At 59.5% G+C, this 24931-nt stretch carries 23 protein-coding genes and 1 pseudogene; 10 read left to right on the top strand and 14 right to left on the bottom strand.

Annotated elements, in window-relative coordinates; all coding sequences use genetic code 11:
- Window positions 1–345: 345 nt before the first annotated feature.
- Entirely contained in the window at window positions 346–1857 is a 1512-nt protein-coding gene (locus tag BJP61_RS11070; protein WP_171998331.1) for a carboxylesterase/lipase family protein, read from the bottom strand.
- 44 nt (window positions 1858–1901) lie between these two features.
- Window positions 1902–3245: a VOC family protein gene (locus tag BJP61_RS11065; protein WP_075193181.1), complete on the bottom strand. Its 1344-nt coding sequence runs from the start codon at window positions 3243–3245 to the stop codon at window positions 1902–1904.
- A gap of 355 nt (window positions 3246–3600) precedes the next feature.
- Between BJP61_RS11065 and BJP61_RS11060 the strand changes: the two genes are divergently transcribed.
- Together BJP61_RS11060 and BJP61_RS11055 are read left to right on the top strand one after the other, a co-directional pair.
- Window positions 3601–4524, top strand: coding sequence for a LysR substrate-binding domain-containing protein (locus BJP61_RS11060; RefSeq protein ID WP_038862835.1), 924 nt, complete (start codon window positions 3601–3603; stop codon window positions 4522–4524).
- Between the two features lie 118 nt (window positions 4525–4642).
- The gene (locus tag BJP61_RS11055) at window positions 4643–5710 is read left to right on the top strand and encodes an alkene reductase (protein WP_038862833.1); all 1068 of its coding nucleotides are present in this window, start codon (window positions 4643–4645) and stop codon (window positions 5708–5710) included.
- Between the two features lie 151 nt (window positions 5711–5861).
- On the opposite strand, the gene BJP61_RS11050 is transcribed toward BJP61_RS11055, so the two are convergent.
- The 4 genes from BJP61_RS11050 to BJP61_RS11035 form a co-directional block, all read right to left on the bottom strand.
- Window positions 5862–6362, bottom strand: a complete 501-nt coding sequence (locus BJP61_RS11050; protein WP_007726297.1) for a ferritin-like domain-containing protein — start codon at window positions 6360–6362, stop codon at window positions 5862–5864.
- Between the two features lie 197 nt (window positions 6363–6559).
- On the bottom strand, window positions 6560–8257 hold the full coding sequence (locus BJP61_RS11045; protein ID WP_171998330.1) for a methyl-accepting chemotaxis protein: 1698 nt from the start codon (window positions 8255–8257) through the stop codon (window positions 6560–6562).
- A gap of 173 nt (window positions 8258–8430) precedes the next feature.
- Entirely contained in the window at window positions 8431–9549 is a 1119-nt protein-coding gene (locus BJP61_RS11040) for an S-(hydroxymethyl)glutathione dehydrogenase/class III alcohol dehydrogenase (RefSeq protein ID WP_038862828.1), read from the bottom strand.
- Window positions 9550–9580: 31 nt separating this feature from the next.
- Window positions 9581–9856 carry a metal/formaldehyde-sensitive transcriptional repressor gene (locus BJP61_RS11035; RefSeq protein WP_038862827.1) on the bottom strand — a complete coding sequence of 92 codons (276 nt, stop codon included), beginning with the start codon at window positions 9854–9856 and terminating at the stop codon, window positions 9581–9583.
- A 356-nt stretch (window positions 9857–10212) separates the two neighbouring features.
- On the opposite strand from BJP61_RS11035, the gene BJP61_RS11030 reads away from it, so the two are divergent.
- On the top strand, window positions 10213–10695 hold the full coding sequence (locus BJP61_RS11030; RefSeq protein ID WP_071603682.1) for a DUF2778 domain-containing protein: 483 nt from the start codon (window positions 10213–10215) through the stop codon (window positions 10693–10695).
- A gap of 331 nt (window positions 10696–11026) precedes the next feature.
- Here BJP61_RS11030 and BJP61_RS11025 read toward each other — a convergent pair whose 3' ends face one another.
- Window positions 11027–11212, bottom strand: a complete 186-nt coding sequence (locus tag BJP61_RS11025) for a DUF2188 domain-containing protein (RefSeq protein ID WP_255485076.1) — start codon at window positions 11210–11212, stop codon at window positions 11027–11029.
- A 311-nt stretch (window positions 11213–11523) separates the two neighbouring features.
- Here BJP61_RS11025 and BJP61_RS11020 point away from each other — a divergent pair, with 311 nt between their 5' ends.
- Window positions 11524–11883 carry a hypothetical protein gene (locus BJP61_RS11020; protein WP_075193184.1) on the top strand — a complete coding sequence of 120 codons (360 nt, stop codon included), beginning with the start codon at window positions 11524–11526 and terminating at the stop codon, window positions 11881–11883.
- Window positions 11884–11898: 15 nt separating this feature from the next.
- Here BJP61_RS11020 and BJP61_RS11015 read toward each other — a convergent pair whose 3' ends face one another.
- Together BJP61_RS11015 and cybB are read right to left on the bottom strand one after the other, a co-directional pair.
- Window positions 11899–13227, bottom strand: a complete 1329-nt coding sequence (locus tag BJP61_RS11015) for an MFS transporter (RefSeq protein ID WP_171998329.1) — start codon at window positions 13225–13227, stop codon at window positions 11899–11901.
- A 182-nt stretch (window positions 13228–13409) separates the two neighbouring features.
- Window positions 13410–13940 (bottom strand): cytochrome b561, encoded by a 531-nt coding sequence (gene cybB, locus BJP61_RS11010; RefSeq protein ID WP_161580283.1) that lies wholly within the window; start codon window positions 13938–13940, stop codon window positions 13410–13412.
- Between the two features lie 105 nt (window positions 13941–14045).
- Here cybB and BJP61_RS11005 point away from each other — a divergent pair, with 105 nt between their 5' ends.
- Window positions 14046–14978, top strand: a complete 933-nt coding sequence (locus BJP61_RS11005; RefSeq protein ID WP_171998328.1) for an alpha/beta hydrolase — start codon at window positions 14046–14048, stop codon at window positions 14976–14978.
- 33 nt (window positions 14979–15011) lie between these two features.
- Here the strand turns inward: BJP61_RS11005 and aldA are convergent, their stop codons facing one another.
- The 3 genes from aldA to BJP61_RS10990 form a co-directional block, all read right to left on the bottom strand.
- Window positions 15012–16451 carry an aldehyde dehydrogenase gene (aldA, locus tag BJP61_RS11000; RefSeq protein ID WP_075193188.1) on the bottom strand — a complete coding sequence of 480 codons (1440 nt, stop codon included), beginning with the start codon at window positions 16449–16451 and terminating at the stop codon, window positions 15012–15014.
- Window positions 16452–16659: 208 nt separating this feature from the next.
- Complete coding sequence (locus tag BJP61_RS10995) at window positions 16660–17463, bottom strand: YdcF family protein (protein WP_038862788.1); 804 nt, start codon at window positions 17461–17463, stop codon at window positions 16660–16662.
- A 69-nt stretch (window positions 17464–17532) separates the two neighbouring features.
- Complete coding sequence (locus BJP61_RS10990) at window positions 17533–17838, bottom strand: hypothetical protein (protein ID WP_171998327.1); 306 nt, start codon at window positions 17836–17838, stop codon at window positions 17533–17535.
- 30 nt (window positions 17839–17868) lie between these two features.
- On the opposite strand from BJP61_RS10990, the gene BJP61_RS10985 reads away from it, so the two are divergent.
- A complete protein-coding gene (locus BJP61_RS10985) occupies window positions 17869–19191 on the top strand; it encodes an MFS transporter (RefSeq protein WP_171998326.1) in 1323 nt (440 codons plus the stop codon).
- Here BJP61_RS10985 and fos read toward each other — a convergent pair whose 3' ends face one another.
- Complete coding sequence (fos, locus tag BJP61_RS10980; protein ID WP_171998325.1) at window positions 19192–19599, bottom strand: FosA family fosfomycin resistance glutathione transferase; 408 nt, start codon at window positions 19597–19599, stop codon at window positions 19192–19194.
- Entirely contained in the window at window positions 19583–20071 is a 489-nt protein-coding gene (locus tag BJP61_RS10975) for a GNAT family N-acetyltransferase (protein ID WP_171998324.1), read from the bottom strand. The genes fos and BJP61_RS10975 overlap by 17 nt, the downstream gene beginning before the upstream one ends.
- A gap of 189 nt (window positions 20072–20260) precedes the next feature.
- On the opposite strand from BJP61_RS10975, the pseudogene BJP61_RS10970 reads away from it, so the two are divergent.
- The 4 genes and pseudogenes from BJP61_RS10970 (at window position 20261) to BJP61_RS10955 (ending at window position 24891) form a co-directional block, all read left to right on the top strand.
- Window positions 20261–20691, top strand: a pseudogene (locus BJP61_RS10970) (MarR family transcriptional regulator).
- Window positions 20691–22346, top strand: coding sequence for an MFS transporter (locus BJP61_RS10965; RefSeq protein ID WP_038862780.1), 1656 nt, complete (start codon window positions 20691–20693; stop codon window positions 22344–22346). The pseudogene BJP61_RS10970 and the gene BJP61_RS10965 overlap by 1 nt, the downstream one beginning before the upstream one ends.
- 38 nt (window positions 22347–22384) lie before the next feature.
- The gene (locus tag BJP61_RS10960; protein WP_171998323.1) at window positions 22385–23467 is read left to right on the top strand and encodes an HlyD family secretion protein; all 1083 of its coding nucleotides are present in this window, start codon (window positions 22385–22387) and stop codon (window positions 23465–23467) included.
- Complete coding sequence (locus tag BJP61_RS10955; protein ID WP_171998322.1) at window positions 23467–24891, top strand: efflux transporter outer membrane subunit; 1425 nt, start codon at window positions 23467–23469, stop codon at window positions 24889–24891. The genes BJP61_RS10960 and BJP61_RS10955 overlap by 1 nt, the downstream gene beginning before the upstream one ends.
- Window positions 24892–24931: the final 40 nt, after the last annotated feature.

Genomic DNA, 24931 nt, shown 5'->3' with positions numbered 1-24931 from the left:
AATCAACAGGTTACTTCGCGTGCGGCCATTACAAGGCACGCCACGGCGGGTTTCGCAAAGATTAGCGAGAGCCATCACAAAAAACTATGGCTGACGATATTGCCAGCCGCACCGGGACAGGATAGTTTCTCGCACGCAGAGACTGGCGGCGCTGCGCCGTTCAGGCCCCTGTATATGCCTATATTCCTCCCTGTGGGAGGGGCCGACAGACGCACGATACAAACACATCGGCCAACACCATAATTTAATGATGATAGCTCACGGTGGCCCGGCTTCGCCGGGTTCTCTTTCGGGAAACACCGCGTATAACCCCACGCCACGGCGCGGGGTTTTGTTTTTTGCGCGCTAATCCAGCGTGACGTGATAGCGCATCACACGCTTAAACAGCGCCAGCCGCGCGCGCATAAAGCGGTTTTCAAGCCGCCACCCCGCTTTTTTATTGATGCCGATACGCAGCAGGCGATCGCGACCGCGCACGCAGGTGAGCCAGCGCACCGGGCCGTCGAGCGCCTGGCTTTGGGCCGTCGCCTCGGTGGCAAAGCGCACCCAGTAATCCGCTACCTGGCCTGCGAAATCCCGATCCGCCTGTGTCGCGTACGTTTTCACCGGTTCGGCAAGCGTAAGGTTATCAAACACGTAAGGCACTTCATTGCCGTGCCAGGCGCCGTGAGTGTAAGTCTCCCGTTCGGCCTCGGCCACATAGTCAAACCAGTAGCGCCAGCACGGCACGCCGCGACGGCTCTGCGCCTGCATCACCACAAAACCGAGCGTGGTAAACGCCATATCGCGGCAGACCTGTCGCCCCAGCTCGCGGTCGCCGCGCACGCCTGGGTACAGCAACCGGATAAGCCCAAGCCCGAAGCGCCGCTCGCGACGCAGCTTGCGGATCTGCTCTTCGAGATTGACGCCAAAGTAAGCGAGCACGCTGGCTTCGTCGCTGTTGCTGCCGACCATCACCGGCATCGGGTGCTGGCGCGCGGCGAAAAAGGTTTCCAGCATCGGCTCCGGCAGCACGATATCGCCCGCGACTGGCGCGGGGCCGATGACATGCGGCGCGGTGAGTTGCCAGAAGGTTTCTGCGGGCAGCGCGCGCAGTTGCGCCGACGTGGGGTTTTCCAGGCCGAGATGCCGGGTCAGCGCCGCGCCGTTCGCCAGCGCTTTACGGCGCGGGATATCCGGCAGCGTATAGCCGCTCTGGATAATCGCTTTGTGGAACAGCCCCTTCGCCAGCGGCGAGGCCATCAGCGACAGTACGCTGCGCGCGCCAGCGGATTCGCCAAAAAGCGTGACGTTGTCACGGTCACCGCCAAAAGCCGCGATGTTGTCCTGCACCCAGCGCAGCGCGGCGATGTGATCGAGCAGCGCGAAATTATGCACCGGCCCGGCCTCCTCTTCGCCCTCAAGGGCCGGATGGGCAAAGAAGCCGAGATGGCCGAGGCGGTAGTTAACCGTCACCAGTATTACGCCGCGGCGCGCCAGCGCGCGACCGTCGTAAGGCGGCAGACTGCCCGCGCCAAGCGTAAACCCGCCGCCGTGCAGCCAGACCATGACCGGTAGCGGTTTATCGCGCGCGGCCGGCGACCAGACGTTGAGATAAAGGCAATCTTCGCTGAACCCGCCCGGGTCGCCGCCGGCAAGTTCGCGGCAAAACTGCGCGTTCTGCCAGCTGGCGGCGGAAAAGGCGGTGGCGTCGCGCGTCTCGCGCCAGGGCTGCGGCGGCTGCGGCGCGCGCCAGCGACGCTCCCCCACCGGCGGCGCGGCATACGGAATGCCCCGCCAGACGTCTATATCCTGTTCTGTCACGCCGCGCACCTGGCCGTAGGTGGTCATGACGATCGGCTGTTCCGGGTTGCGCATTACGGCTTCCTTTTTTTAATGGCAATCCCTGGAGCGTAGCCGGTTCAGAGCAGACCGCAACGTCGTTTGCTGCGATCTTCCGCCTCCTGATAGAGCGTAAACTCATCCAGCACCGGGGAGCCGAGCGCCGCTTCGAACGTATCGCGGCTGGCGTTGCCGTGGCGGCGCGCTCGGGCATCTTCGCCAAGATTGGACTGAAAAATCCCCGCCGCGCTGACCGGCAGAAAATCCTCATAAATAATCGGCTGCGCCACCAGCCAGCCACGTTCAATGAGCGGCTGCGGATCGTCGCCCGGTCGGATGGCGTGACGGTGCGTTTCGCCGACCGGCGTCAGGCGGTAGCGGAAATAGGCCAGTCCCTGACGGCGCAGCAGCGTATCGCTGTCAGGAAAACGGCTGAAGGCTTCCTGTAATTTCAGCTGGTGGGTCAGGTTATCTTTGCCGCTGCCCGCCGCAGCCAGAAGTTCGTCGTAAAGCGCGCGGCCTTTGGGCGTCAGCGCCATGCCGCGCTGTTCAATTTCGCCAAAGCGCGCAGTATGCGTGCCGGGGCTGTCGCCGCCGAAGCGAATCGGCTCTTCCAGCGCTTTAAAGCTGGTCTGGCGCAGCAGGATAGGAAATTCCCGACGCGGCGGCCCTTCAATGACCGCTTTCGGCTCAATGCCATATTCCGGCATCAGCGCCTGTACCCGGTCGATATCCAGCGTGCGTGGCGTCAGGTGGTTGATATGGCAGCCGCGAAAGCACACCACATCGGCAATCAGCCGGTGCTCGTCATGCAGCGCCTGATAGGTGGCCGCGTCCACCGTCGCGTGGCTGTGCCAGCGGAAGGTCTCCAGCGCCTCGCGCACAAACGCTTCCGCCTGCGCGGCGTCGAACCCGCCCTGCTCGTCGTAGAGATTCAGCAGCTCATAGCAGCGGTGAGTAAAAATATCGCGCCGGGCAAGCACGGCGGCGGCGCGCCTGCGCAGCTTTTCGTCGTCAATCAGCTCCAGGCGCAGCAGCGAGGTAAAAATGCGAAACGGATTGCGCGCAAGCGAGACGTCATCCACAGGACGAAACGCCGTCGAGTGCACCGGCACCCCCGCCTGTGAAAGATCGTAATAGCCGACCGGGTGCATGCCCATGATGGCGAAAATGCGCCTCAGCGTCGCCAGCTCTTCAGCGGTGCCGACGCGAATGGCCCCGTGGCGCTCGACGTTAAGCCGCGCCAGTTCATCGGCGTTGGCGAGCTGTTCATGCAGCTGCGGGTGGCTTTCCAGTACCGCCAGGTTAACGTCGGCCACCAGTTCCAGCAATGTGCCGTATTGCGGCACCTCATCCTGATACATGGCCGACATGGCCTGCGAAAAATGTTCCCGAATCTCATCTGCCGTGATGCTGTTCGCCATGGTGTCGCGCCTCCAGTGAATATTGCTGAGATTGTAGAGAACGGCGGCAGTTTCAGCGGTGAAGAATTTACAATTTGTGATCCAAAACGTAACAAGGGGGCGGACGCCGCACGCAAGGCAAAACGCGCGTGAAAACAACAGAGAACGGCGCAGATCTACCTGCCACCGCGCGCCGTCTGGCTTACATCCGGTCACACCCGGATCCACGAACGCTCCTGCGTTATGGATAACTCTTCTGCGCGGCGGAGGATGATGTTGAAAATTTATCTGTTTTGTTAATATTATTTTGCTAGCAAGTTATCAAAATTAAACAAGTTATCTTGTCACCACTCCCGCTCTGTTTTTAACATCAGATATGGAAAAAAATGGTTTGTTCTCCCAGCGCATTCGCTTGCGCCATTTGCATACTTTCGTGGCCGTCGCTCAGCAGGGAACCCTCGGGCGCGCGGCGGAAACCCTTAATCTCAGCCAGCCTGCGCTGTCTAAAACGCTCAACGAGCTGGAGCAACTGACCGGCGCGCGTTTGTTCGAGCGCGGACGCCTCGGCGCGCAGCTCACCCTCCTCGGCGAGCAGTTTCTCACCCATGCGCTGAAAGTGCTCGACGCGCTCAACCACGCCGGCCAGGCGCTGAACCGCAAGCCGGAAGAAGGCTGCGACGTGGTGCGCATCGGCGCGCTGCCTACGGCCGCGCTCGGTGTACTGCCCGCGGTGATAGGCCCGTTCCATAAACAACAGAGCGATATCACGCTGCAGGTGGCTATCATGAATAACACCATGCTGCTGGCGGGCCTGAAATCGGGCGAACTGGATCTCGGCGTGGGCAGAATGTCCGATCCGGAACTGATGACCGGGCTTAATTATGAACTGCTGTTTATGGAATCCCTGAAGCTGGTGGTGCGCCCCGGCCATCCGCTGTTGCAGGACACCGTGACGCTAAGCCGCGTGATGGAGTGGCCCGTGGTGGTCTCGCCCAAAGGCACCGTGCCGCGCGACAACGCCGAAACGCTGCTGGCAAGCCAGGGCTGCGAGCTGCCTTCCACCTGTATCGAAACCCTCTCGGCCTCGCTGTCGCGCCAGTTGACTGTCGATTATAACTACGTCTGGTTTGTGCCGTCGGGCGCGGTAAAAGAGGATTTACGTCAGGGCACGCTGACGGCGCTGCCGATAGCCATACCGGGCCCCGGCGAGCCGATTGGCATTCTGACGCGCGTTGACGCTCCGCTCTCGCAGGGCGCGCGGGCGCTGCTGTCGTCCATCCGTAAATCGATGCTGAACTGAGCCGCCGGCGCGTAAACGCATTGATTAGCGTGAAAAGTAATAAGCCCGAAGGCTTGCCATCCGGTGCGTGATATCGTTTAAATGACAGATACGCCTTTATCCTGACGGGAGTTCTGTTATGTCAACGCTGTTAGAACCGGTAAACATTGGCGCGCTGGAGTTAAAAAATCGCGTCGTGATGGCGCCGCTGACGCGCATGCGCGCGGTGAACGATCGCACGCCGGGGGAAATCGTCAAGACGTACTACACCCAGCGCGCCAGCGCAGGGCTTATCTTCACTGAAGCGACCTCGGTCACACCGCAGGGCGTCGGTTACCCGAACACGCCGGGGATCTGGTCAGAGAATCAGGTTGGCGCGTGGCGGGAAATCGTCGATGCGGTGCATCAGGCGGGCGGCAAAATGGTATTGCAGCTCTGGCACGTAGGCCGCGTTTCCGACCCGGTGTTTCTCAACGGCGAAAAGCCGGTCGCGCCGAGCGCTATCGCGCCGGAAGGCCACGTTACCACCGTGCGCCCGAAGCGCCCTTACGAAACGCCGCGCGCGCTGGAAACCCATGAGATCCCAGGCATTGTGGAAGATTTCCGCCGGGCGGCGATCAACGCCAAGCGCGCGGGCTTCGACGCGGTGGAAATTCACGCGGCGAACGGCTATCTGTTCGATCAGTTCCTGCATGACGGCTCCAACCAGCGCACCGATCAATACGGCGGCAGCATTGAAAACCGCGCCCGTTTTCTGCTGGAAACCGTGGATGCGCTGCTGACCGAGTGGCCTGCCGACCGCGTCGGGGTGCACCTGAATTTAATGTCCAACTCCTATTCAATGCACGACTCCGACCCGGTGGCGATGTTTGGCTACGTGCTGGAACAACTGAACGCGCGCCGTCTGGCGTTTGTCTTCTCGCGCGAGGCGCTGGACACGCCGAACCGCGTCGGCCCGCAAATTCGTCATAAATTCAGCGGCGCATGGATTGCCAACGAGGGGCTGACCAAAGAGAGCGCCGAGGCGGTGATTGCCAGCGGCGAAGCGGACGCAGCCGCGTTCGGCAAACTCTACATTGCCAACCCGGACTTAGTGGCGCGTTTTCGCCAGGACGGGCCATATAACCCGCTTAACGACGCGACCATCTACGCCGAAGGCGCGACCGGCTACACCGACTACCCGTTCCTGGGCGACGAAACCGCGTAAAGGCGGGCAACAACATGAGGGCGCTGCGGCGCCCTTTCCTTTTGCTTTTCAGATGCGGGCATAAACGCCAGGCATAAAAAACCCCCGGCGAGCCGGGGGTTGCGCGTGTGCTCTGCTTTCATGCGGTCATGAAAGCACAGGACGATCGGGATTATGCCGCTTTGGACGCTTTCGCGTTGATGGCGGTTTCGGCGATAGTGGTCAGCTTGCCGTCGGTGGATTTCTCCTCCTCAAGCGTCGCCGCCAGCAGTTTTTTCGCGTCTTTATAGCCTAACTGTTCCGCCAGGGTGCAGAGCGTGCCGTAGGCGGCGATTTCATAGTGCTCCACTTTCTGCGCGGCGGCGATAAGACCTGCATCGCGTACCGGGCCCTGTTCAATCTCGTCAATCACTTCCTGGCCTTCTTCAATCAGCCCTTCCATCGCCACGCATTTGATGCGGCGCAGTTTAAGCTCAGGCACGCTTTCAACCACCTGGTCGATACGCTCAATCTGGCCCCGGGTTTCCTCAAGGTGAGCGCGGAATGCCGCGGCCAGCTTTTCATCAGAAGAGGCGCGCGCCAGCTTCGGCAGAGCGCGGGTCAGCTGTTTCTCTGCGCTATAGGTGTCTGAAAGTAAATGTACAAAAAGATCCTGAGCGGTTTTGATCTGCATCTCTTGCCTCCATTAGGGTTGTGAAAAGTAAAGCCCTTTAAGCATGGACAAGGAATGGAAAAATAAGCCAGGCGGCAAACGCGAAAAGTGATACAGCATATTCCGAAAACGATGCGCCAAAAAAAAGCCGCTCACGGGAGCGGCCAAAGGTCAGGCTAAGAGTAGAGCGATGGGCAGGCTGCGCTGCCCTTGATGGATCAGAAGGTTTCCCAGTGTTCGCTTTTCGCGAGCGCCGCGCGCGGAACGACGGGCGCCAGCGGCTGCGCCGCCGGGGATTGCGGTTCGTTTTTACGGGCAGGCGCCGCGCCGCTTAAGCGGAAAGTGCCGACCGCCTGGGTCAGACGTCCGGCCTGCTCTTCAAGCGATACCGCCGCCGCTGAGGCCTCTTCCACCAGCGAGGCGTTCTGCTGCGTCACGTTGTCCATTTCGGCGATAGCCTGCGCCACCTGCTCAATGCCCTGACGCTGTTCGTCAGAGGCGGCAGCGATCTCCAGCATAATGTCGGTCAGGCGTTTCACCGCCTCGACGATACCTTTCATGGTATCGCCAGCGTTAACCACTTCGCTGGAGCCGCGATCGATAAGCGCCACCGACTCGCTGATAAGCCCCTCAATCTCTTTCGCCGCCTGGGCGCTGCGGCTGGCGAGCGTGCGCACTTCGCTTGCGACCACCGCGAAGCCGCGGCCCTGCTCACCGGCGCGCGCGGCTTCCACCGCGGCGTTGAGCGCCAGGATATTCGTCTGGAAAGCGATACTGTTTATCACGGCGGTGATTTCAGAAATTTTCTTCGAGCTGCTGGAGATGTTGCCCATTGTCGTGACCACGCCGGAGACAATCTGCCCGCCGGTGGTGGCTTTGCCGGAGGCGTCCTGCGCCAGTTTGCTGGCATGGTGGGCGTTGTCGGCGTTCTGTTTCACGGTGGCGGTTAACTGCTCCATGCTCGCGGCGGTCTGCTCCAGCGCAGCGGCCTGTTGCTCGGTGCGAGAGGAGAGATCGGTATTGCCCGCGGAGATTTCGCTGGTGCCCTGATAAATGGCCTGCGCGCCTTCGCGCACCGCGCTGACGGTTTTCACAAGCGAGTACTGCATCATTTGCAGATGCTGGCTCAGGCGGCCGATTTCACTGCGCCCTGTCGCCTCTTCCGGCAGCGTCAGATCGCCGCTGGCGATGGTTTCAATGCGCGTCGCGGCATGTTGCAGCGGGACTATCACCACGCGGCGCAGCACCACGAAGGTGAGGAGCGTCATGACCAGCGCTACGGCAAACGCGGCGACCATCACCATCAGGCTGACGTGGGTGCGGCTACTGGCGTCGCTTCGCAATTGCTCGACGCGATCGGTGCGGCTCGCCAGCGCTTTCGACAGCACCTGGTTGTAGTCATCGTCAAGCTTGCGGGCCGTTTCATTTTCATGCTCGATAATCGCTTCGAACATGCCGTTTTTGGCATATTTAAGCATCGGCGCGAGGCCGCTCACGTAGGCGTCGTAACGGGCTTTCAGCTCGCTGTCGAGCGCCTCTTCCGACGCGCCGTGCGACTCGCGGTTCACATACTGCTTATAGCCCTGGTCTGCCTGGGCTATTGCTTTTTCGGCGTCCGCGATGTTGCGCTTCATCGCGTCCATCTCCGCCACACGGCTGGCAGCGCCCGCGTGGATCATATTGATTCGCGCCGTACGAAGCTGGTTAGCGCTATCCGCAAGCCCACTGCGGATTTGAATTTCCTGCGTTACGTTATTAAGCGCGCTGTCGCCTTGCATAAGGAAGTATCCTGCCAGCCCGCCGCACAGGGCGAACAACACCAGAATCCCTCCCAGAATGACAGAGAACAGCGGGACAAGCCGAATGTGATGCCAGAAGCTTAGCGCCCCGGAATCACGGGTTGTTGTTTTATTCATGGCCACGATTTCCCTTTGGGTAAGATGCAAAAATAGTCTTGCCTTTAAGACATCGGCATTTTTGCGTAAACGCTTACCCTGAAAAGCGATACCTGGCTCACAGATTCGAAAAGAGGGGCTAAAGGGCGGGGAAGTGAAAACGCCAGCGGTAGCTAACCCGCTGGCGGATAAGGTTATTTATCCCCGAAATGGATGACGGTACGAATCGATTTACCTTCATGCATCAGGTCAAACGCTTCGTTGATCTGCTCAAGCGGCAGGCGGTGCGTGATGAACGGATCGAGGCGAATTTTGCCCGCCATCGCATCTTCCACCATGCCCGGCAACTGGGTGCGCCCTTTCACGCCGCCGAACGCTGACCCGCGCCACACGCGGCCTGTCACCAGCTGGAACGGACGGGTTTTAATTTCCTGGCCCGCGCCCGCGACGCCGATGATAACGCTTTCACCCCAGCCTTTATGGCAGCATTCCAGGGCTGCGCGCATCACGTTGACGTTGCCGATGCACTCGAAGCTGAAGTCGACGCCGCCATCGGTCATCTCGACGATAACGTCCTGAATGGGCTTATCGTAATCGTTCGGGTTAACGAAATCCGTGGCGCCCATTTCGCCCGCCAGCTTAAATTTCTCCGGGTTGGTGTCGACCGCGAGAATGCGACCGGCTTTCGCCTGAACGGCACCCTGAATAACCGCAAGACCAATACCGCCGAGACCGAACACGGCAACCGTATCGCCCTCTTTCACCTTCGCGGTGTTATGCACCGCACCGATGCCGGTGGTGACGCCGCAGCCCAGCAGGCAAACTTTATCAAGCGGCGCCTGCGGGTTCACTTTCGCCAGCGAAATCTCGGCGACCACGGTGTATTCAGAGAAGGTGCTGGTGCCCATGTAGTGATAAACCGGCTCGCCGTTATAAGAGAAACGGGTGGTGCCGTCCGGCATCAGGCCTTTGCCCTGGGTGGCGCGCACCGCCTGGCAGAGGTTGGTTTTGCCCGATTTACAGAACTTACACTCGCCGCATTCGGCGGTATACAGCGGGATCACATGGTCGCCCGGCTTCAGGCTGGTGACGCCCTCGCCCACTTCCACGACCACGCCGCCGCCTTCATGACCGAGCACCGCCGGAAACACGCCTTCCGGATCGTCGCCGGAGAGCGTGAACGCATCGGTATGGCAGACGCCGGTATGGGTGATTTTGACCAGCACTTCGCCCTTTTTCGGCGGCGCGACGTCAATTTCTACGATCTCCAGCGGCTTGCCGGGACCAAATGCGACTGCTGCACGTGATTTCATAATGTCCTTCCGTTGTAGTGAGTCGTCATAGTTATTTTAGATAAGCACGCAGAAGCTGGCCGATTTCCGCCATCCGCTGCGCGCGCTGTTCGGGCGTGGTATCGCCGCTGACCAGCTCATCTTTTAAGTGGATTTCCACCATCTCGCCCATCAGGCCGTTGGCGGCGCCGCGCACCGCGGCGATTTGCTGCAAAATGGCGATACAGGGCTCGCCCGCCTCAAGCGCGCGCTCCAGCGCCTCCGCCTGCCCGCGAATGCGGCGCACGCGCGTCAGAATGCGTTTTTTATCCTCAGGAGAATGCGGCATGGTTGTGGCCTCATTGATACTATAGGGGAGTATGGTATACGAGCATGAAGTCATCTGTAAACAGCAAATTTAGCTGCATAAATGTTAATGTAAAACAATAGTGGCAAAAGAATAAAAACATATTAACTGGCTAGCTTAATAACATCGCAATTCATAATGGAACGCCTGGCTTTTATTTTCTCCAGGCACAATATGTCAAAAACCAAATGCCTTAAGGCGTCATTTTAGACCTCTAAAATTGATTACAGGTAGTCATTACGTGACACATTCCTGTAATTTATAAATCGACGCAACACCTTATTAAACCTCAATATATCACCAAATCATAACTTAATTACTCACATGGAGTGACAGTAATGGATTTACTGCGGTGCACATTTCGCCTGAATGGAAAAAACTATGGAACGCTTTCATGCCCTGGCGTTGGATTTTTTTCAGCATTTTCAGGTAGTGGTTCAGCTATTAACCTCGCTGATAAAACAATGCTAAAAGACATCGGCCCCTTACCCTGCGGGCGTTATTATATTGTTTTACGAGGCAGAGGCGGAGCGTTTGCTCAGGCAAGAGATAAAGCCAATGCATTTTTTACCGGCTCAGATCGTAGTACATGGTTTGCTTTGTATCGTGATGATGGCAAAATCGATGACAGCACATTCATTAATGACGTACAACGTGGGATGTTTCGTTTACACCCTATAGGCCCCAGCGGGCTAAGTAAAGGGTGCATTACCCTTTATAGCCAGCAAGATTTTGATATACTGGCTAAAGCTATTCTCAGAACCTCTGGGCAGTATGTGGGCAATTATCTTATAGCGCATGGTGTAATACAGGTTTATTGATGAAATATCTATTAATTATCGTTGCATGGGTGGTTACCCTTTTCATCTTCATTAAAAGCTTTTATGCTTTCATACCAGCAGAGACTCAGTACGCCTTTGCTGAGTTTATGGGATGCTATGGTGACGAAAACGTAATGGATTTCATTTTATATGTTTTCACCTGTACAGGGGTGGTAGTCAGCACCCTATTGCTTTACTTTTTTTTGCAGCTTATTAAATGCAAGTGAAGTGATCATTTAAAGCCCACATCATTTTTTTGTGGTCAGGTTACATGAAAAAACAGGTGCAATACTTTTAACCAAAAAGCCGCCAGTAAGGCGGCTCTGTCGGGTTAACCTTGAGAAGATTCAGGATCATCTTTACGCTGATAAGTTCTCTCCTCCTGAATTTTACCATCCGTTGTGTGAATTTTAACTGACCCTGTTTTATCAGACATAAATTCCTGCATCTGCCTGATCATTTCTGCTTTGGTATCTGCCGTTTTACTGGGCCTGGTATTTCTTTCTGCAATTTCCACTTATCGCCGTCTTTGGTGATGTGATAATTATCCATGCCTGAACTCCTTTGGTGAGCCATAACGTCATATGGCGATCAAATTTCATCCAAAGCGGAGCGACGAAATTGTGAATGTGATCGAGCACTGAGGGGTTTCTGCTGTCATTTATGCCGCCCATTTACCCTGTGTCTCGACAAGGAAGATCCACCCTGACTTAAAAACATTCACCAGATGTATATATAACCCTCAACCAAACTAGCAGCATGATATATCTCAATGCCGTCAGATTTACAGCGTGTCATAACGGCCACTCTGTAAAAAACAGGATGGTTATGAAAACGTTTTTGTTAGTGGTTGTACTCGCGCTTATCCCCCGCCTCGCGTATGCCTTCGCTTTTGATAACAGCGTGCTGATGCTGCGCTGCCCAGGCAGAGGCAGCATTGAGGTGATCCTGCATCGCTATGAGCACACGCAGGAAGCCTGGGGCAACGACGAGTTTGAAACCGGCGGCGGTCATATGAAGAGAGGCAGCCTGGTGATTTTTCAGTTCGCTAATCTGGATCGCATGATTTATGACCAGATGACGCAATCTTTTGGCTTCTGGTACGCCCGGGAGGCGCAGTTTGTCCACTGCCAGCTCCAGAGCATCAGAAACGCCTGGCCTGTGGATCTCCCGTATTTTCACGAATGAACCGCCGCCGGGCGTTTAACGCCGCAGCGGCAGCCCGGCGGTTTCTTTCGCGCGCATGACGGTAATAAACGTAATCAGCGCAGCCCCCATGACATAAAACGCGGGCGAGAAAAGATTGCCGGTCGAGGCGATGAGAAACGCCGAGAACCACGGCGTGATACCGCCGAAAAAGGCGACCGAGAGGTTATAGGCGACCGACAGCCCGCCGTAGCGCACGCTGGTCGGAAACAGTTCGGCCATCGCCGCGCTGCAGGCTCCGTCAAAGGCGGCGATAAACGCGCCCAGCAGCAGCATCGCCAGCACGGCGGAAAGCATATCGCCGTTGGCCATCACCATCATCGCCGGGTAGGTAAAGAGGATAAAGCCGCCGCAGCCCGCCAGCATCAACGGACGACGACCGTAGCGGTCGGAGAGCCAGCCCATAAACGGCACCATCACCGCGATGCCGAACAGGCCGATGGTGGTAATGGCGTAGGCGTCGAGTTTGCTAAAGCGCATCTGGGTGATGAGATAGCCCGGCATAAAGGTTTGCAGCATCCAGTGCCCCACCGCTTTAATCACCACAAACCCGACACAAAACAGCAGCGCGCCGCGGGCGCTTTTGAGCGTACTGCGCAGCGGCGCGGCCTCGGTCGTGCCCGCTTTCACCGCCGCCTGGAATTCCGGCGTATCCTCAAGATGCGTGCGCAGATAAAGCCCCACCCAGCCGAGCGGCCCGGCAATCAGAAACGGAATGCGCCAGCCCCAGTCGTTCATCGCCGTTTCGCCAAGCCCGGCGGTAAGCAGAAACACAAGCCCGGAGCCCGCCACAAACGCCATAAAACCGAAGTTATCTATCCAGCAGGTAAAGTAGCCGCGCTGGTGTACCGGCGCGTATTCGGCAAGGAATGTGGTCGCGCCGGAGGTCTCGCCGCCCGCCGCGAAGCCCTGAACCAGGCGGGTGAGCACCAGCAGCGTCGGGGCCAGCAGGCCAATCTGATGATAGGTGGGCAGCAGGCCCATAATGAAGGTCGCGCCAGAGGTGAGCAAAATGACCGTCGCCAGCACCCGTTTGCGACCGATGCGATCGCCGAGCGAGCCGAAATACAGCCCGCCAAGCGGGCGCATCACAAACCCCGCGCCGAACACCGCGAACGACGACAACAGCGCCGCCGCCGGGTCGCCGGTCTGGAAAAACTGCATGCCGATAATCGCAGCGAGCGTGCCGTACAGCCCGAAATCAAACCATTCGACAAAATGCCCGACGCCGGTCGCCAGCAATACCTTGCGTAATTTACGCGCCAGCTGCGCCTGGTCATCCACGGCGGCTGCCCCTGTCACTTCACGTTGTACCGACTGCGTCATGACGCCTCTCCTGGCTGGCGCTGCGAATCACAGCGCGAGCGTGTTTCTATAATAGATATAGATCTATAAGCCGCGCCCGCAAGACCGCCCACCGTGGGGCGCACAAAATGTGAGCTGCGCCGCGCAGAATCGCGCAAAAAGCTGAATGGCTCACAGTTTGGGCGCTCGACTAAACAGGTTGATTACCCGCGCTTGCCCGGCATCATGCGCAGCAGCGTGTTGTCCCGCCAGAAATAGTGGTGCAGCAGTGCCGCCGCCGCGTGTAGCCCAATCACAACGTAGCTGAGATTGGCGATAAACGCATGAATGGCGCGCAGTTCCATTTCGCGATCTTCGTTGGGCTCGGAAGCCACCGGCATGCTGATGCCAAAGGCGAACCATTCGCCGCCGCCATAATATTTGGCGACAATGCCGAGCAGCGGCAGGCCGATAAACATCAGGTAGATAATCAGATGCACAAGATGGGAAAGCCCGATATACATCGCGCGCGGTTTCGGCACGATGGGCGGCGCCGGGTATTTAAGCCGCACCAGCAGGCGTGTGACCATCAGCACCAGAATCGCGATGCCGCAACTGAAGTGCGTCCAGATAAACAGCCGCCCGACGCTTCGCGGCACCATCCCCCGTAACTCCATGGCCGCGTAAGCCATCACCACCAGAATAAACACCAGCCAGTGAAGCGTGATTTGCAACGACGTGTATTTACTGCGCATAAGACTATCCTGATTAAACGCAACGAAAAGACCAGGATAACGGCTGAAGATGAAAAATTCATTCGTTTTCACAGGCCCACTGAATAATGACAGCAAGGAGAGAGCATGAAGCCGGATCATCACGCCCGCGACGTTCTGCTAACCCGTATGCGCGAGGCGGTGGCGCGCGCCCAGGAACTGGCCGTCTGGCCGCAGGAGGAGGCGCCAGGCGCGCACGAAAGCCAGGCGGTGTTTACCCTTGAAGAGCGCCAGACCGGCGAGAGCGAACTCGACCGCGCCGTCAGGGGCGTGCGCGCGCCGCGCATCGTGGTCTACCCGCCGCGCGAGCCAAACGGCATCGGGCTGCTGGTGACGCCAGGCGGCTCTTACCGCCGCGTGGTGCTCGATAAAGAAGGCAGCGCGCTGTCGCCGGCGTTTAACGACCGCGGCTATACGCTGTTTGTGATGACCTACCGGCTGCCGGGCGATGGCCACGCCGAAGGGGCCGACGCGCCGCTTTCGGATGTGCAGCGCGCCATGCGGCTTATCCGCGCCCAGGCGGCACGCTGGCGGCTCGACCCGGAAAAAATCGGCGTGCTGGGGTTCTCCGCAGGCGGCCACGCCGCTGCAAGCCTCGGCACCCGCTGGAACGATGCCGTCTACGCGCCGCTTGATGACATCGACGCCTGGAGCGCCCGTCCGGCATTTATGGGGCTGGTCTATCCGGTGATGACGATGGAGGAGCCCGTAGCGCACCCCGGCTCCCGACAGGAACTCATCGGCACGCGCCCGGATGAAAGCGCCATCCACCGCTATTCGCCGGAACAGGCCGTGACCGCCGAAACCCCGCCCGCCTTTTTACTGCATGCGGTGGACGACCCGGCGGTGAAAGTGGAAAACAGCCTGCTGATGTTTAACGCGCTGCGCGCGCAGGGCGTGCCGGTGGAGATGCATCTGTTCGAAGAGGGCAAGCACGGTTTCGGCATTCGCGACGCCCTGGGGCTGCCCGCGCAGGTCTGGCCGGAACTTCTGATGAACTGGATCGAGAGTAAACAATAATGCAGCGGGCCGCCCGCAGGCGGCCCGGAAACGTTAGCTTTGCAGATAGACGACCTGGGTTTGCAGATATTCATGCAGCCCATGTTTGCCGTCGGCCCCGCCGATGCCGGATTTACGCCAGCCCGCGTGGAACCCCTGCATCGCCTCGAAGTTTTCGCGGTTGATGTAGGTTTCGCCGAATTTCAGGCCCTTAATCGCCTTCATGGCGGTCGCAAGCGAGGTGGTGTAAATCGACGATGTCAGACCATAATCGCTGTCGTTCGCCATCGCGATGGCCTCTTCCAGCGTATCGAAGGTGACAACCGGAAGCACCGGCCCGAATGTCTCCTCGTGCATGATGCTCATCTCCTGGCGCACATCCACCAGCAGCGTCGGCGGGTAGAAATAGCCTTTACCCTCGACCGGCTTGCCGCCGAGCGCTACCGTTGCGCCCTCACTGACTGCGCGCGCCACTTTTTCTTTCACGCGCTCAAGCGCCGCGCCGTTAATCAGCGGCCCCATCGCGATATCGTTGCGCGCCGCCGGATCGCCGAATTTCACCGCGCTCAGCGCCTCGCCAAGCTGGCTCACAAAACGGTCATAGATGCCCTTCTGCACATAGACGCGCTCGGCGCAGTTACAGACCTGCCCGGTATTAATGACCCGCGAATCGACAATCGCTTTTACGGCGAGCGAAAGATCGGCGTCATCCATAACGATGGCAGGCGCTTTGCCGCCAAGCTCCAGGCAGACTTTTGTAATGTTTCTGGCCGCCGCCGTCATGATTTTCTCCCCCGCTCCGACGCTGCCGGTCATGCTTACCAGCGCCACTTTCGGGTTGCCCGCAAGCTCCTGACCAACGGTTTCGCCGCGCCCGAGCACCAGGTTAAAGACGCCTGCCGGCAGGCCCACCTCATGGACGATCTGCGCAAAAGCGATGGCGTTATTCGGCGTGAACTCGCTTGGTTTAATGACAATGGTGTTGCCGGTAAGCAGCGCGGGCGCCATTTTGCGGGCGATCAGAAAGAACGGGAAGTTCCACGGCAGAATGCCGGTGGTGACGCCAAGCGCACGTTTAAACACCAGAATGTTTTCGCCCGGACGATCGCTTTGCAGGATTTCGCCCTCATAGCGGCGCGCCCACTCGGCCATATAGTCGATGTAATCGGCAGTGAAGCTGACCTCCACGTCAGCGAGCTGCTGCGTTTTGCCGCCTTCCGCGACAATCAGCGCGCTGATTTCCGCCGCTTTGGCGCGAATGCCGGCGGCGATTTTACGCAGCCAGCCTGCGCGCTCAATCGCCGGCAGCGCCTCCCAGGCGTCCTGCGCGCGGGCGGCGGCGTCAATGGCGCGGCGGGCGTCATCCGCCGTGCCGTCCGGAATACGGGAGAGCACCGCTTCCGTGGCGGGGTTGACCACATCGATCCACGCGTCGCCCTGCCACTGAACGAACTGACCGTCGATATACATCGGGTGTTGTACGGATGCTGTCATCGTTGACTCCTGCTGTCGCATTGATGTTTTTAACAGGTGAATGGTTTGTTAAAAAACTACGAACAACAGGACGTCTGACGAAGCGTTTTAGCTGAAACTGTGAGGCAGCTCGGGAAAAGCGGCGAAGAGAGGCGCAAAAAATAACAAAAGCGCAACACGCCGCTGCCCGTTTGCGCGGTTTATGGCGCAAACGGGCAGCCCGACGCGCTCAGGCAAGCGAACGATGACGTAAAAAGCTGGTGAGCTGCGGCTCATCGTGCAGCGCCTGCCAGGCGTCCAGCACCTCAGGCGGGATAGCCACCGCGTCGATAAAGTCGCGTCCCGCCGGGCCGTAGCCGTTCGCATCGTTGCGCAGGCGTGGGATCTCACCCAGCACCAGCGACAGATAACGCTCCACCGGCCAGAGCCCTTCCGAGGGTTCGCGAAACTGCACCGCCCGCGCGCCGTTTTCCAGCACCGGCTGCACCGCCGGGTAGCTCAGCCACTGGGGCGCTGATGGCGCGTCGCGCCAGGCGCGGGTGAACGTGGCATGGGTGCGCCGCTGCATGGTCGGATCCTGAATCAGCACCGCCCGCGCGGGCAGCTCGCCGCGTGTCTCCAGCAGCGTACGGGTGAAGCTGGCGTTCTCGCCGCAGTTCGTGGATTTCTCCTCAAGGATAAGCTGCGCTTCCGGCACCTCATGGAACTCGCGGGCGATGCGGGCCAGAATGCCCGCTTCGGTAAGCCCGGTGGTGCGCAGCCGGTTATAGCGCGGGTGCTGCGCCACGGCGGCGTAGAGGAACGTGGTTGAATGGCCCAGCCCGCCGGTGATAAGCAGCGGCAACCCGCTCTCTTTGGCAAGCTGCGCGGCGGCGTCGACGGTCGGCAACACCGCATTGCCCGCAAGCACGATAAGCTGGGCGTCGCCGGCACCGGGCGCGGCAGTAAAATCGTTACGGGCCAGCCACCCGCCGATGAGGTTAACGCGCTGCAGCGTGCCTTCCGCCAGCAGAGGAAAAGGCATCATGTTCATGGTTACCTCCTTATCAAGAGCCAGTATTCAGCCTACCGGCCGGAGCATGTCGCCCCTACCGGAGAGCTCCTAATCTGCCTGCGCCTCCTGCGCCGCAGACCGCCAAATGTTACAAATTTGAAATAAATCGAATTTGCTGAAAATCGTCGGGTTGCACCTGTTTCCCATTCTGACTGATTCCCCATCCCAAATAATAATCTGCGGCAAACCAGCGTTATTTAAGGTTTTACGCCTGGTCGAAATGGCTGTTTTTACGCCACTGGCGCGACCAGTCACTTGCCAAACGCCCTGGCCAAACATAATTTGCTTAACACTTTGACAACCTTTTTTACCGTTCAGGGTTGCACCTGTCGCGCGCCAGGTAGCGCCTTGCACCACCATTCCACGTGCGAGGGTTTTACTCTAATGACGACACACGACAGCAGTATCGCTATCCTCAAAAAGAACCGAAAAGTGCTTATCGCGAGCCTCACCGGCAGCGCTATTGAATGGTTCGACTATTTTCTCTACGGCACCGCCGCCGCGCTGGTGTTTAACAAGATCTTTTTCCCGATGGTTGACCCGGTGATCGGGCTTATTCTCTCCTGGCTCTCCTTTTCGCTGACCTTTTTTATCCGTCCCATTGGCGGCATGTTTTTCGCGCATATCGGCGACCGTATCGGGCGCAAGAAAACGCTGGTGCTGACGCTCTCGCTGATGGGCGGCGCGACGGTAATGATTGGTCTGCTGCCCACTTACGAAACGATAGGGATCTGGGCGCCGGTGCTGCTTATCCTGATGCGCATTATCCAGGGCATGGGCATTGGCGGTGAATGGGGCGGCGCGTTACTGCTTGCTTACGAATACGCGCCCGAAAAACGCAAAGGGTTTTTCGGCAGCATCCCGCAGGCGGGTGTGACCATCGGCATGCTGATGGCAACGTTTATCGTCTCGCTGATGACGCTGTTTAGCGAAGCGCAATTTCTCGCCTGGGGCTGGCGCATTCCGTTTCTGCTGAGCGCGGTGCTGGTGCTGCTGGGGTTATGGATCCGCCGTGGGATTGATGAAACGCCTGATTTTCAGCAGGCGAAGCGCACCGGACAGCTCAGCAAAACGCCGCTGCGCGTGACGGTTCGCCATCACTGGCGCGAAGTGCTGATCGCCGCCGGGTTAAAAGTCGTGGAGACCGCGCCCTTTTATATCTTCTCCACTTTCGTGGTGAGCTATGCCACCACGACGCTTGCCTATGAGAAATCCCAGGCGCTGGAATCGGTGACGCTGGCGGCGCTGGTGGCGACGATACTGATCCCGCTCATGGGGCTGCTGTCGGACAAAATTGGCCGCAAGCGGATGTATGCGGTGAGCGTAATGCTGCTGGGCGCGTTTATCGTGCCGTGGTTTATGCTGCTCGACACCGGCACCACCTGGGGGATCATGCTGGCGACCGTTATCGCGTTCGGCGTGCTGTGGGCGCCCATCACAGCGGTGCTCGGCACCCTCTGTTCGGAGATTTTTCACGCGCGGGTGCGCTATACCGGCATCACGCTCGGTTATCAGCTGGGCGCCGCGCTCGCCGGCGGCACTGCGCCGCTTATCGCCACAGGCCTGCTGGCCCATTCCGGCGGCGACTGGACGCCTGTCGCCTGGTATCTGGCGGTCACGGTCGCGATTTCGCTTCTCGCTATCCTGTGCGCCAGCCGCCTCCATCGTCGTGAGACGCCTGTGGCAGGCGAAACCACGCCGCGCTGATCAGTCAAAAAATCGCATTCCCCGGTACGGCCGCGCGCGACAGGCGGCCAGCCGGGTGGCGAGGCTGCCGACATGCAGTTCGAGCGGGTGCCCGTCCGGGTCGAGGAAATACCAGGAGTCACCTTCGCTGCGGTTGGTTTTCCAGGTCTGCACGCCCGCGAGGGTGAGCTTATCCACCAGCCGGGGAAAATCCGCCTCGCTGACGCTAAACGCGTAATGGGTGTAATCCGCAGGCGGCGTGCCTGCCGCGTCGTCAAGCGATAAGCAGAGCCACAGCTCACCGCAGGAGAGATACGCCCCGCCGTCCCAGACGGCATGCAGCCGAAGCCCCAGCAATGTATGGTAAAACGCGACGCTTCGCGCTACATCACGCACCGCGAGCGTCAGATGATTAAGGCCGCTCAGCATGCGGCGGCGCCTCTTCCTGCAACGGTCTTGCGAAACAGACCGCGTCTTCCTGGCCTACGTAGCGCCCGTAGTTGTCGATAATCTGGTAGCCGCGCCGCAGGTAAAACTCCACCGCGCGCGGGTTGGTGCGGCGGGTTTCAAGCCACGCCTGCTGGTAGCCGAATTCGCGGGCGAAGTGCTCCGCCGCGCTTAAGAGCTGGCTGCCCGCGCCGGGGTTATCAGGCAGCGCAAACAGACGTTTAATTTCGGCGACGCCAGGCCTGAGTGGCCGGCACGCCACGCAGCCGATGGCTGCGCCGTCGGCATTACGCGCCAGCAAAAACGTCGCGCCCTCGACGCGCACATCTTCATTATCAAACGACTGGCGGCCAGAGCTGCCGGTGAGCGCCGCCAGCGTCTCGGAGAGCGCGGCCAGCAAGGGAATGGCGTCCGGGTGTGTCGGGTCGCTCGGTTCAATCAGATAATCAGGCATCTTTTTCTCTCAGTCATGCGGCATCAGACCGCATCAACAGCATAGCGCAGCGGTGATATGCCCCACGCGATTTCAGACAACGCGCCTCAATCCATTCATACAATTATTCAAAGATAAATTTACATTCACTTGAATTATTAAAATAGCGGGTTCTAAAATAGTTAGAGCACTAACGAAATGGATACCTCAGTGGATACACGCGACCTGTCTTTCTCACATCTTTTGTGGATGACCGCCCACCACTGGCGGCTCGCGGTAGACCGTCGCCTGAAAAACCTCGGCATGAGCCAGGCGAGCTGGGTGGCCGTCGCCGCTATCGCGCGCCACGACACGCCGCTGTCGCAGGGCGAACTGGCCCAGCAGCTGGGCGTCGAGAGCGCCACGCTGGTGCCGCTGTTGAATCGTCTGGTCGCGCAGCAGCTCATTGAGCGCGTCACGCCGCCAGGCGATCGTCGCAAGCGGCTGCTGGTCGCCACCGCCCGGGGCCAGGCGCTGTATGAAAAAGTGAAAGTCGAAGCGGATGGTCTCAGGGAGACTATCCTTTCCACTATTCCCCCGAAGAACTGGCCGTAACGCGTCGCGTGCTGGACCGTTTGTTGCAGGAAATTGAAAAACAGTAATGCGATCGGTGAAACAGGACCCTTACGCGCCGCGCGAGTGGGCGCCCCATGAAAAACCCATGCTGCTCGGCTCGCCGTCGACGCCGCATCATCCGCCCTATAAGCGCATCGCCTATGGCATCGTCGGGCTGCTGGTCTGTCTGACCGGCGCACTCAGCAACGCGATGGTGACCGCCAATCTGCAAAATTTGCAGGGCACGTTCGCCGCCTGGTCAACCGAAATCGCCTGGCTGCCGGCGGTCTATGTGATGACCAACGTCTCCATCAATTTGCTGCTGGTGAAGTTTCGCCAGCAATACGGGCTGCGCGCCTTCACCGAAGGGTTTCTGGTGCTGTATGTGCTGGTGACGTTTTTCCACCTCTTCGTAAACGATATCAACACGGCGATGATGGTGCGCGCCGCCCACGGCATGGTGGGCGCGGCGTTAAGTTCGCTTGGCATCTATTACCAGATCCAGGCCTGGCCTGCGAAACACCGTCTGAAGGCGCTGACTATCGGCATCACCGGCTCACAGCTCGCGATCCCCATCGCCCGTCTTTTTTCAACGGAACTGCTGGAGCTTGACGAATGGCGCGGGCTCTATCTCTTCGAGCTGGGGCTGGCGATGATCTCGCTCGCCTGCGTGGTGGCGCTGAAACTGCCGCCGGGCGACCGCCGTAAGGTTTTTGAGAAAAAAGACTTTATTACGTTTTGTCTGCTGGCGCCGGGCATGGCGCTGCTGTGCGGCGCGCTGTCGCTCGGGCGGCTCGACTGGTGGTTTGAAGCACCGTGGATAGGCTGGGCGCTCGGCGCATCGCTGGTGCTTATCGTGGCGGCTATCGCTTTTGAACATAACCGCAATAACCCGTTGCTCAACACCCGCTGGCTCTCCAGCGGCAGCATCGTGCGGCTTGGGCTCATTATGGTGCTGATCCGCATTGTGCTGGCGGAGCAAAACACCGGCGCTATCGGCTGGCTGCAGTATGTCGGGTTGCAGAATGAACAGATGACCCATCTGGCGCTGGCGATCCTGGCGGGCGTGATATGCGGCATCGTCACCAGCGCGCTCACCATCAACCCGCAGAAAACCGTCTGGCCGATTATGGTATCGCTGGCGCTGATGATCATCGCCTCGCTGATGGACAGCCAGGCCACCAGCCAGACCCGCGCCGATCAGATGCTGATAAGCCAGTTTCTGCTCGGTTTCGGCAGCGCATTTTTTCTCGCCCCGGCAATGCTCGCGGGCATCGGCGGCGTTATCGCCGACCCGCGAAACCTGGTGAGCTTTTCGGTGCTGTTTGGCATGAGTCAGAACCTCGGCGGGCTTATCGGCTCGGCGCTGCTCGGCACCTTCCAGACCTGGCGGGAGAAATATCACTCCAGCCTGCTTGCCGATCAGCTCTCAACGTTAAGCCCGCTGGTGAATGAGCGGCTCGCGCAGTACAGCCAGTTGTGGGGCAATGTGCTTAACGATCCCACGCTGCTGAACGCCCAGGCGGTGCAGCAGTTACAGACCGTCGCCACCACCGAGGCGAATATTCTGGCCTATAACGATACCTGTCTGCTGACGGCGGCCATCGCCGCCTCGACGCTGCTGTGGATCTTCTGGCGTCTCATCCGTCTGCGGCTCGCCGCGCGGCGGGCGCTGAAGCAGGCGATGCAAAGCGGCCAGTAACCTGACGATTTTTTGACTGACATAATTCTGGAGTAGTGATGAGCCAACAAGGCGCCCCCACCCCCGCGACGCCGGAAAAGAACAACCTGCGCGTGGTCTCCTTTTTTGCCGCCGGCGCCATCGGGCTGGTCGGCCTGCTGGTGATTATGTATGCCTGGCAGTTGCCGCCGTTCACCCGGCACGCAGCCTCCACCGATAACGCTTACGTGCGCGGCATGACGACATTTATCAGTCCGCAGGTCAACGGCTATATCACCGCCGTCAATGTGCAGGATTTCGCGAAGGTGAAACAGGGCGACGTGCTGATGACGATTGATGACCGCATCTACAAACAGCGGGTGCATCAGGCGCAGGCGACGCTTGCGATGCGTGAAGCGGCGCTCGCCAATAATCTGCAACAGCGCCGCAGCGCCGAGGCGACCATCGCGCAGAATAAAGCCGCGCTCGCCAGCGCCCGCGCCCAGAGCCTGCATAACCAGGCTGATTTGCGCCGCGTGCAGGCGCTGACGCAGGACGGCTCGCTGTCGGTGCGCGAGCGCGACGCTGCTATCGCCAGCGCCGCTCAGGGCAGCGCCAGCGTCGAGCAGGCCGCCGCCCAGCTAGAAGTGTCGCGCCAGAATCTGCAAAGCGTGATTGTGAACCGCGCGTCGCTGGAGGCGGATGTGGAAAATGCCCGCGCGGCGCTGGAGCTTGCCGAGATCGATCTGCAAAACACCCGTATTATCTCCCCGCGCGACGGGCAGCTCGGTCAGATAACAGTGCGCCTGGGCGGCTACGTGACCGCCGGCACGCGGCTCACGTCGCTGGTGCCGCCGCAAAACTGGATAATCGCCAACCTCAAAGAGACGCAGCTTGCCGATGTGAAAACTGGCCAGCCGGTCACCTTTACCGTAGACGCGCTGAATGACGAGAAATTCGAAGGCCGCGTACAGAGCATCTCACCGGCGACGGGCGTGGAGTTCAGCGCCATCACGCCCGATAACGCCACCGGCAACTTTGTGAAAATCGCCCAGCGTATTCCGGTACGCATCGAAGTGCTGGGCGACGACGACAAACGCGCGCGTCTGCGCCCCGGCATGTCGGTGCAGGTCACTATTGACACTCACAGCGAGGAGAAGTGATGCGTCGTTCACTCGCGCTGTTGACCGCCGCCCTGCTGCTGGCGGGCTGTCATTCAGGAGACGTCGGGCAGGCCCGGCCCTCGCTGATTATTCCGCCCGCCTGGCGCGCCGCCGTCGGCCCGTCGTCGCCAGTTGAGGGGTTCTGGTGGCGTAATTTTCATGACCCCGCCCTTAACCGCTATGTAGACCAGGCGCTGCGTTATAACAGCGATGTGCTGCTGGCGCGCGAGCGGGTGAATCAGTATCAGGCGCAGGTACAGGCCGCGCTGGGCGACCGCTTCCCGACGCTCAACGCGGGCTTCAGCGCCGGGCGCAGCCGTTCGCAGTCCGCCGCGACGGGCCTGCCGGTGTATGGCGATCTCTATAAAGGCAGCCTGAACGCGAGCTATAACGTCGATATCTGGGGTGAATACCGCAGCGCCGCCGACGCGGCCCGGGCGAACCTTGAGGCGCAGAAAGCCGCGGCCGCCGCCGCCAACCTGACCGTGGCGTCCCAGGTGGCGTCCGGCTATATCACGCTCCTGGCGCTCGACGAACAACTGCGGGTGACCCGCTCGACGCTGGCGGCGCGCGAAGACGCGCTGAAGCTTGCCAAACGTCAGTATGAGACGGGTTACAGTTCGCGGCTGGAGCTGATGCAATCTGAGTCTGAACTGCGCGCCACGCGCGCGCAAATTCCGCAGCTTCAGCATCAGATAACCCAGCAGGAGAACGCGCTCAGTATTCTTATCGGTCAGAATCCCGGTACGATTGCGCGCGGCGGCGAATTTGACGCTTTAAGCCCGCTCGCTATTGCGTCGCCATTGCCCTCATCGCTGTTAAACCGCAGGCCGGATATCGTGCAGGCTGAACGGACGCTGGTGGCGAGCGACGCGCAGCTGGCGGTTGCCCGCGCGCGCCTGCTGCCGGGGATCAACCTCACCGCCTCCGGATCGCTTCAGGAAAATACGCTGCCGGAACTGCTCGCCAATCCGCTGCGGCTCTGGAGCGTGGGCGCGAGCGTGCTGGCACCGCTGCTTAATCGCGAGGCGCTGAATGCGCAGGTAGACGTGACAACGTCACAGAAAAACCAGGCGCTCTACAGCTATGAGAGCACAGTGCGTAACGCGTTCAGGGAGGTGAACGACAGCTTAGACGCGGTGCAGCGCTTTAGCGAACAGCTTGCCGAGTTACAGGCTCAGGAGCAGGCGGCGCAGGAGACGCTGCGCATCGCGCACAACCGCTACCAGAACGGCTATTCCTCTTATCTTGACGAGCTGGACGCCAGGCGCACGCTCTTCTCCACCCAGCTTAATGTGGTACAGGTGAAAAATAATCTGCTGCTGGCGCAGGTCGATCTTTACCGCGCGCTTGGCGGCGGCTGGCCAGGCGCAGCGGCGCCGGGCGAGAAACCCGACTATGCTGCTTATAACACCCACCCGTAGCATAACGCGCCCCTGCGGCGCGCTTTCAGGAGAGCGGTTC

The sequence above is a fragment of the Cronobacter sp. JZ38 genome (assembly GCF_008932145.1).
GTDB classification, from domain to species: Bacteria; Pseudomonadota; Gammaproteobacteria; order Enterobacterales; family Enterobacteriaceae; genus Cronobacter; species Cronobacter muytjensii.
This window is presented reverse-complemented; position numbering and strand designations above follow the sequence as displayed.

What these genes read in the sequence shown, in the direction of transcription:
- BJP61_RS10960 (WP_171998323.1), top strand. Translation starts at nt 22,385, where the DNA reads ATGAGCCAACAAGGCGCCCCCACCCCCGCGACGCCGGAAAAGAACAAC.
- BJP61_RS10985 (WP_171998326.1), top strand. Translation starts at nt 17,869, where the DNA reads ATGACGACACACGACAGCAGTATCGCTATCCTCAAAAAGAACCGAAAA.
- BJP61_RS11015 (WP_171998329.1), bottom strand. Translation starts at nt 13,227, where the DNA reads ATGACGCAGTCGGTACAACGTGAAGTGACAGGGGCAGCCGCCGTGGAT.
- BJP61_RS11040 (WP_038862828.1), bottom strand. Translation starts at nt 9,549, where the DNA reads ATGAAATCACGTGCAGCAGTCGCATTTGGTCCCGGCAAGCCGCTGGAG.
- BJP61_RS11055 (WP_038862833.1), top strand. Translation starts at nt 4,643, where the DNA reads ATGTCAACGCTGTTAGAACCGGTAAACATTGGCGCGCTGGAGTTAAAA.
- BJP61_RS11020 (WP_075193184.1), top strand. Translation starts at nt 11,524, where the DNA reads ATGAAAACGTTTTTGTTAGTGGTTGTACTCGCGCTTATCCCCCGCCTC.
- fos (WP_171998325.1), bottom strand. Translation starts at nt 19,599, where the DNA reads ATGCTGAGCGGCCTTAATCATCTGACGCTCGCGGTGCGTGATGTAGCG.
- BJP61_RS11030 (WP_071603682.1), top strand. Translation starts at nt 10,213, where the DNA reads ATGGATTTACTGCGGTGCACATTTCGCCTGAATGGAAAAAACTATGGA.
- aldA (WP_075193188.1), bottom strand. Translation starts at nt 16,451, where the DNA reads ATGACAGCATCCGTACAACACCCGATGTATATCGACGGTCAGTTCGTT.
- BJP61_RS10995 (WP_038862788.1), bottom strand. Translation starts at nt 17,463, where the DNA reads ATGAACATGATGCCTTTTCCTCTGCTGGCGGAAGGCACGCTGCAGCGC.
- cybB (WP_161580283.1), bottom strand. Translation starts at nt 13,940, where the DNA reads ATGCGCAGTAAATACACGTCGTTGCAAATCACGCTTCACTGGCTGGTG.
- BJP61_RS11050 (WP_007726297.1), bottom strand. Translation starts at nt 6,362, where the DNA reads ATGCAGATCAAAACCGCTCAGGATCTTTTTGTACATTTACTTTCAGAC.
- BJP61_RS11035 (WP_038862827.1), bottom strand. Translation starts at nt 9,856, where the DNA reads ATGCCGCATTCTCCTGAGGATAAAAAACGCATTCTGACGCGCGTGCGC.
- BJP61_RS11045 (WP_171998330.1), bottom strand. Translation starts at nt 8,257, where the DNA reads ATGAATAAAACAACAACCCGTGATTCCGGGGCGCTAAGCTTCTGGCAT.
- BJP61_RS10965 (WP_038862780.1), top strand. Translation starts at nt 20,691, where the DNA reads ATGCGATCGGTGAAACAGGACCCTTACGCGCCGCGCGAGTGGGCGCCC.
- BJP61_RS11060 (WP_038862835.1), top strand. Translation starts at nt 3,601, where the DNA reads ATGGAAAAAAATGGTTTGTTCTCCCAGCGCATTCGCTTGCGCCATTTG.
- BJP61_RS11065 (WP_075193181.1), bottom strand. Translation starts at nt 3,245, where the DNA reads ATGGCGAACAGCATCACGGCAGATGAGATTCGGGAACATTTTTCGCAG.
- BJP61_RS10975 (WP_171998324.1), bottom strand. Translation starts at nt 20,071, where the DNA reads ATGCCTGATTATCTGATTGAACCGAGCGACCCGACACACCCGGACGCC.
- BJP61_RS11070 (WP_171998331.1), bottom strand. Translation starts at nt 1,857, where the DNA reads ATGCGCAACCCGGAACAGCCGATCGTCATGACCACCTACGGCCAGGTG.
- BJP61_RS11005 (WP_171998328.1), top strand. Translation starts at nt 14,046, where the DNA reads ATGAAGCCGGATCATCACGCCCGCGACGTTCTGCTAACCCGTATGCGC.
- BJP61_RS10955 (WP_171998322.1), top strand. Translation starts at nt 23,467, where the DNA reads ATGCGTCGTTCACTCGCGCTGTTGACCGCCGCCCTGCTGCTGGCGGGC.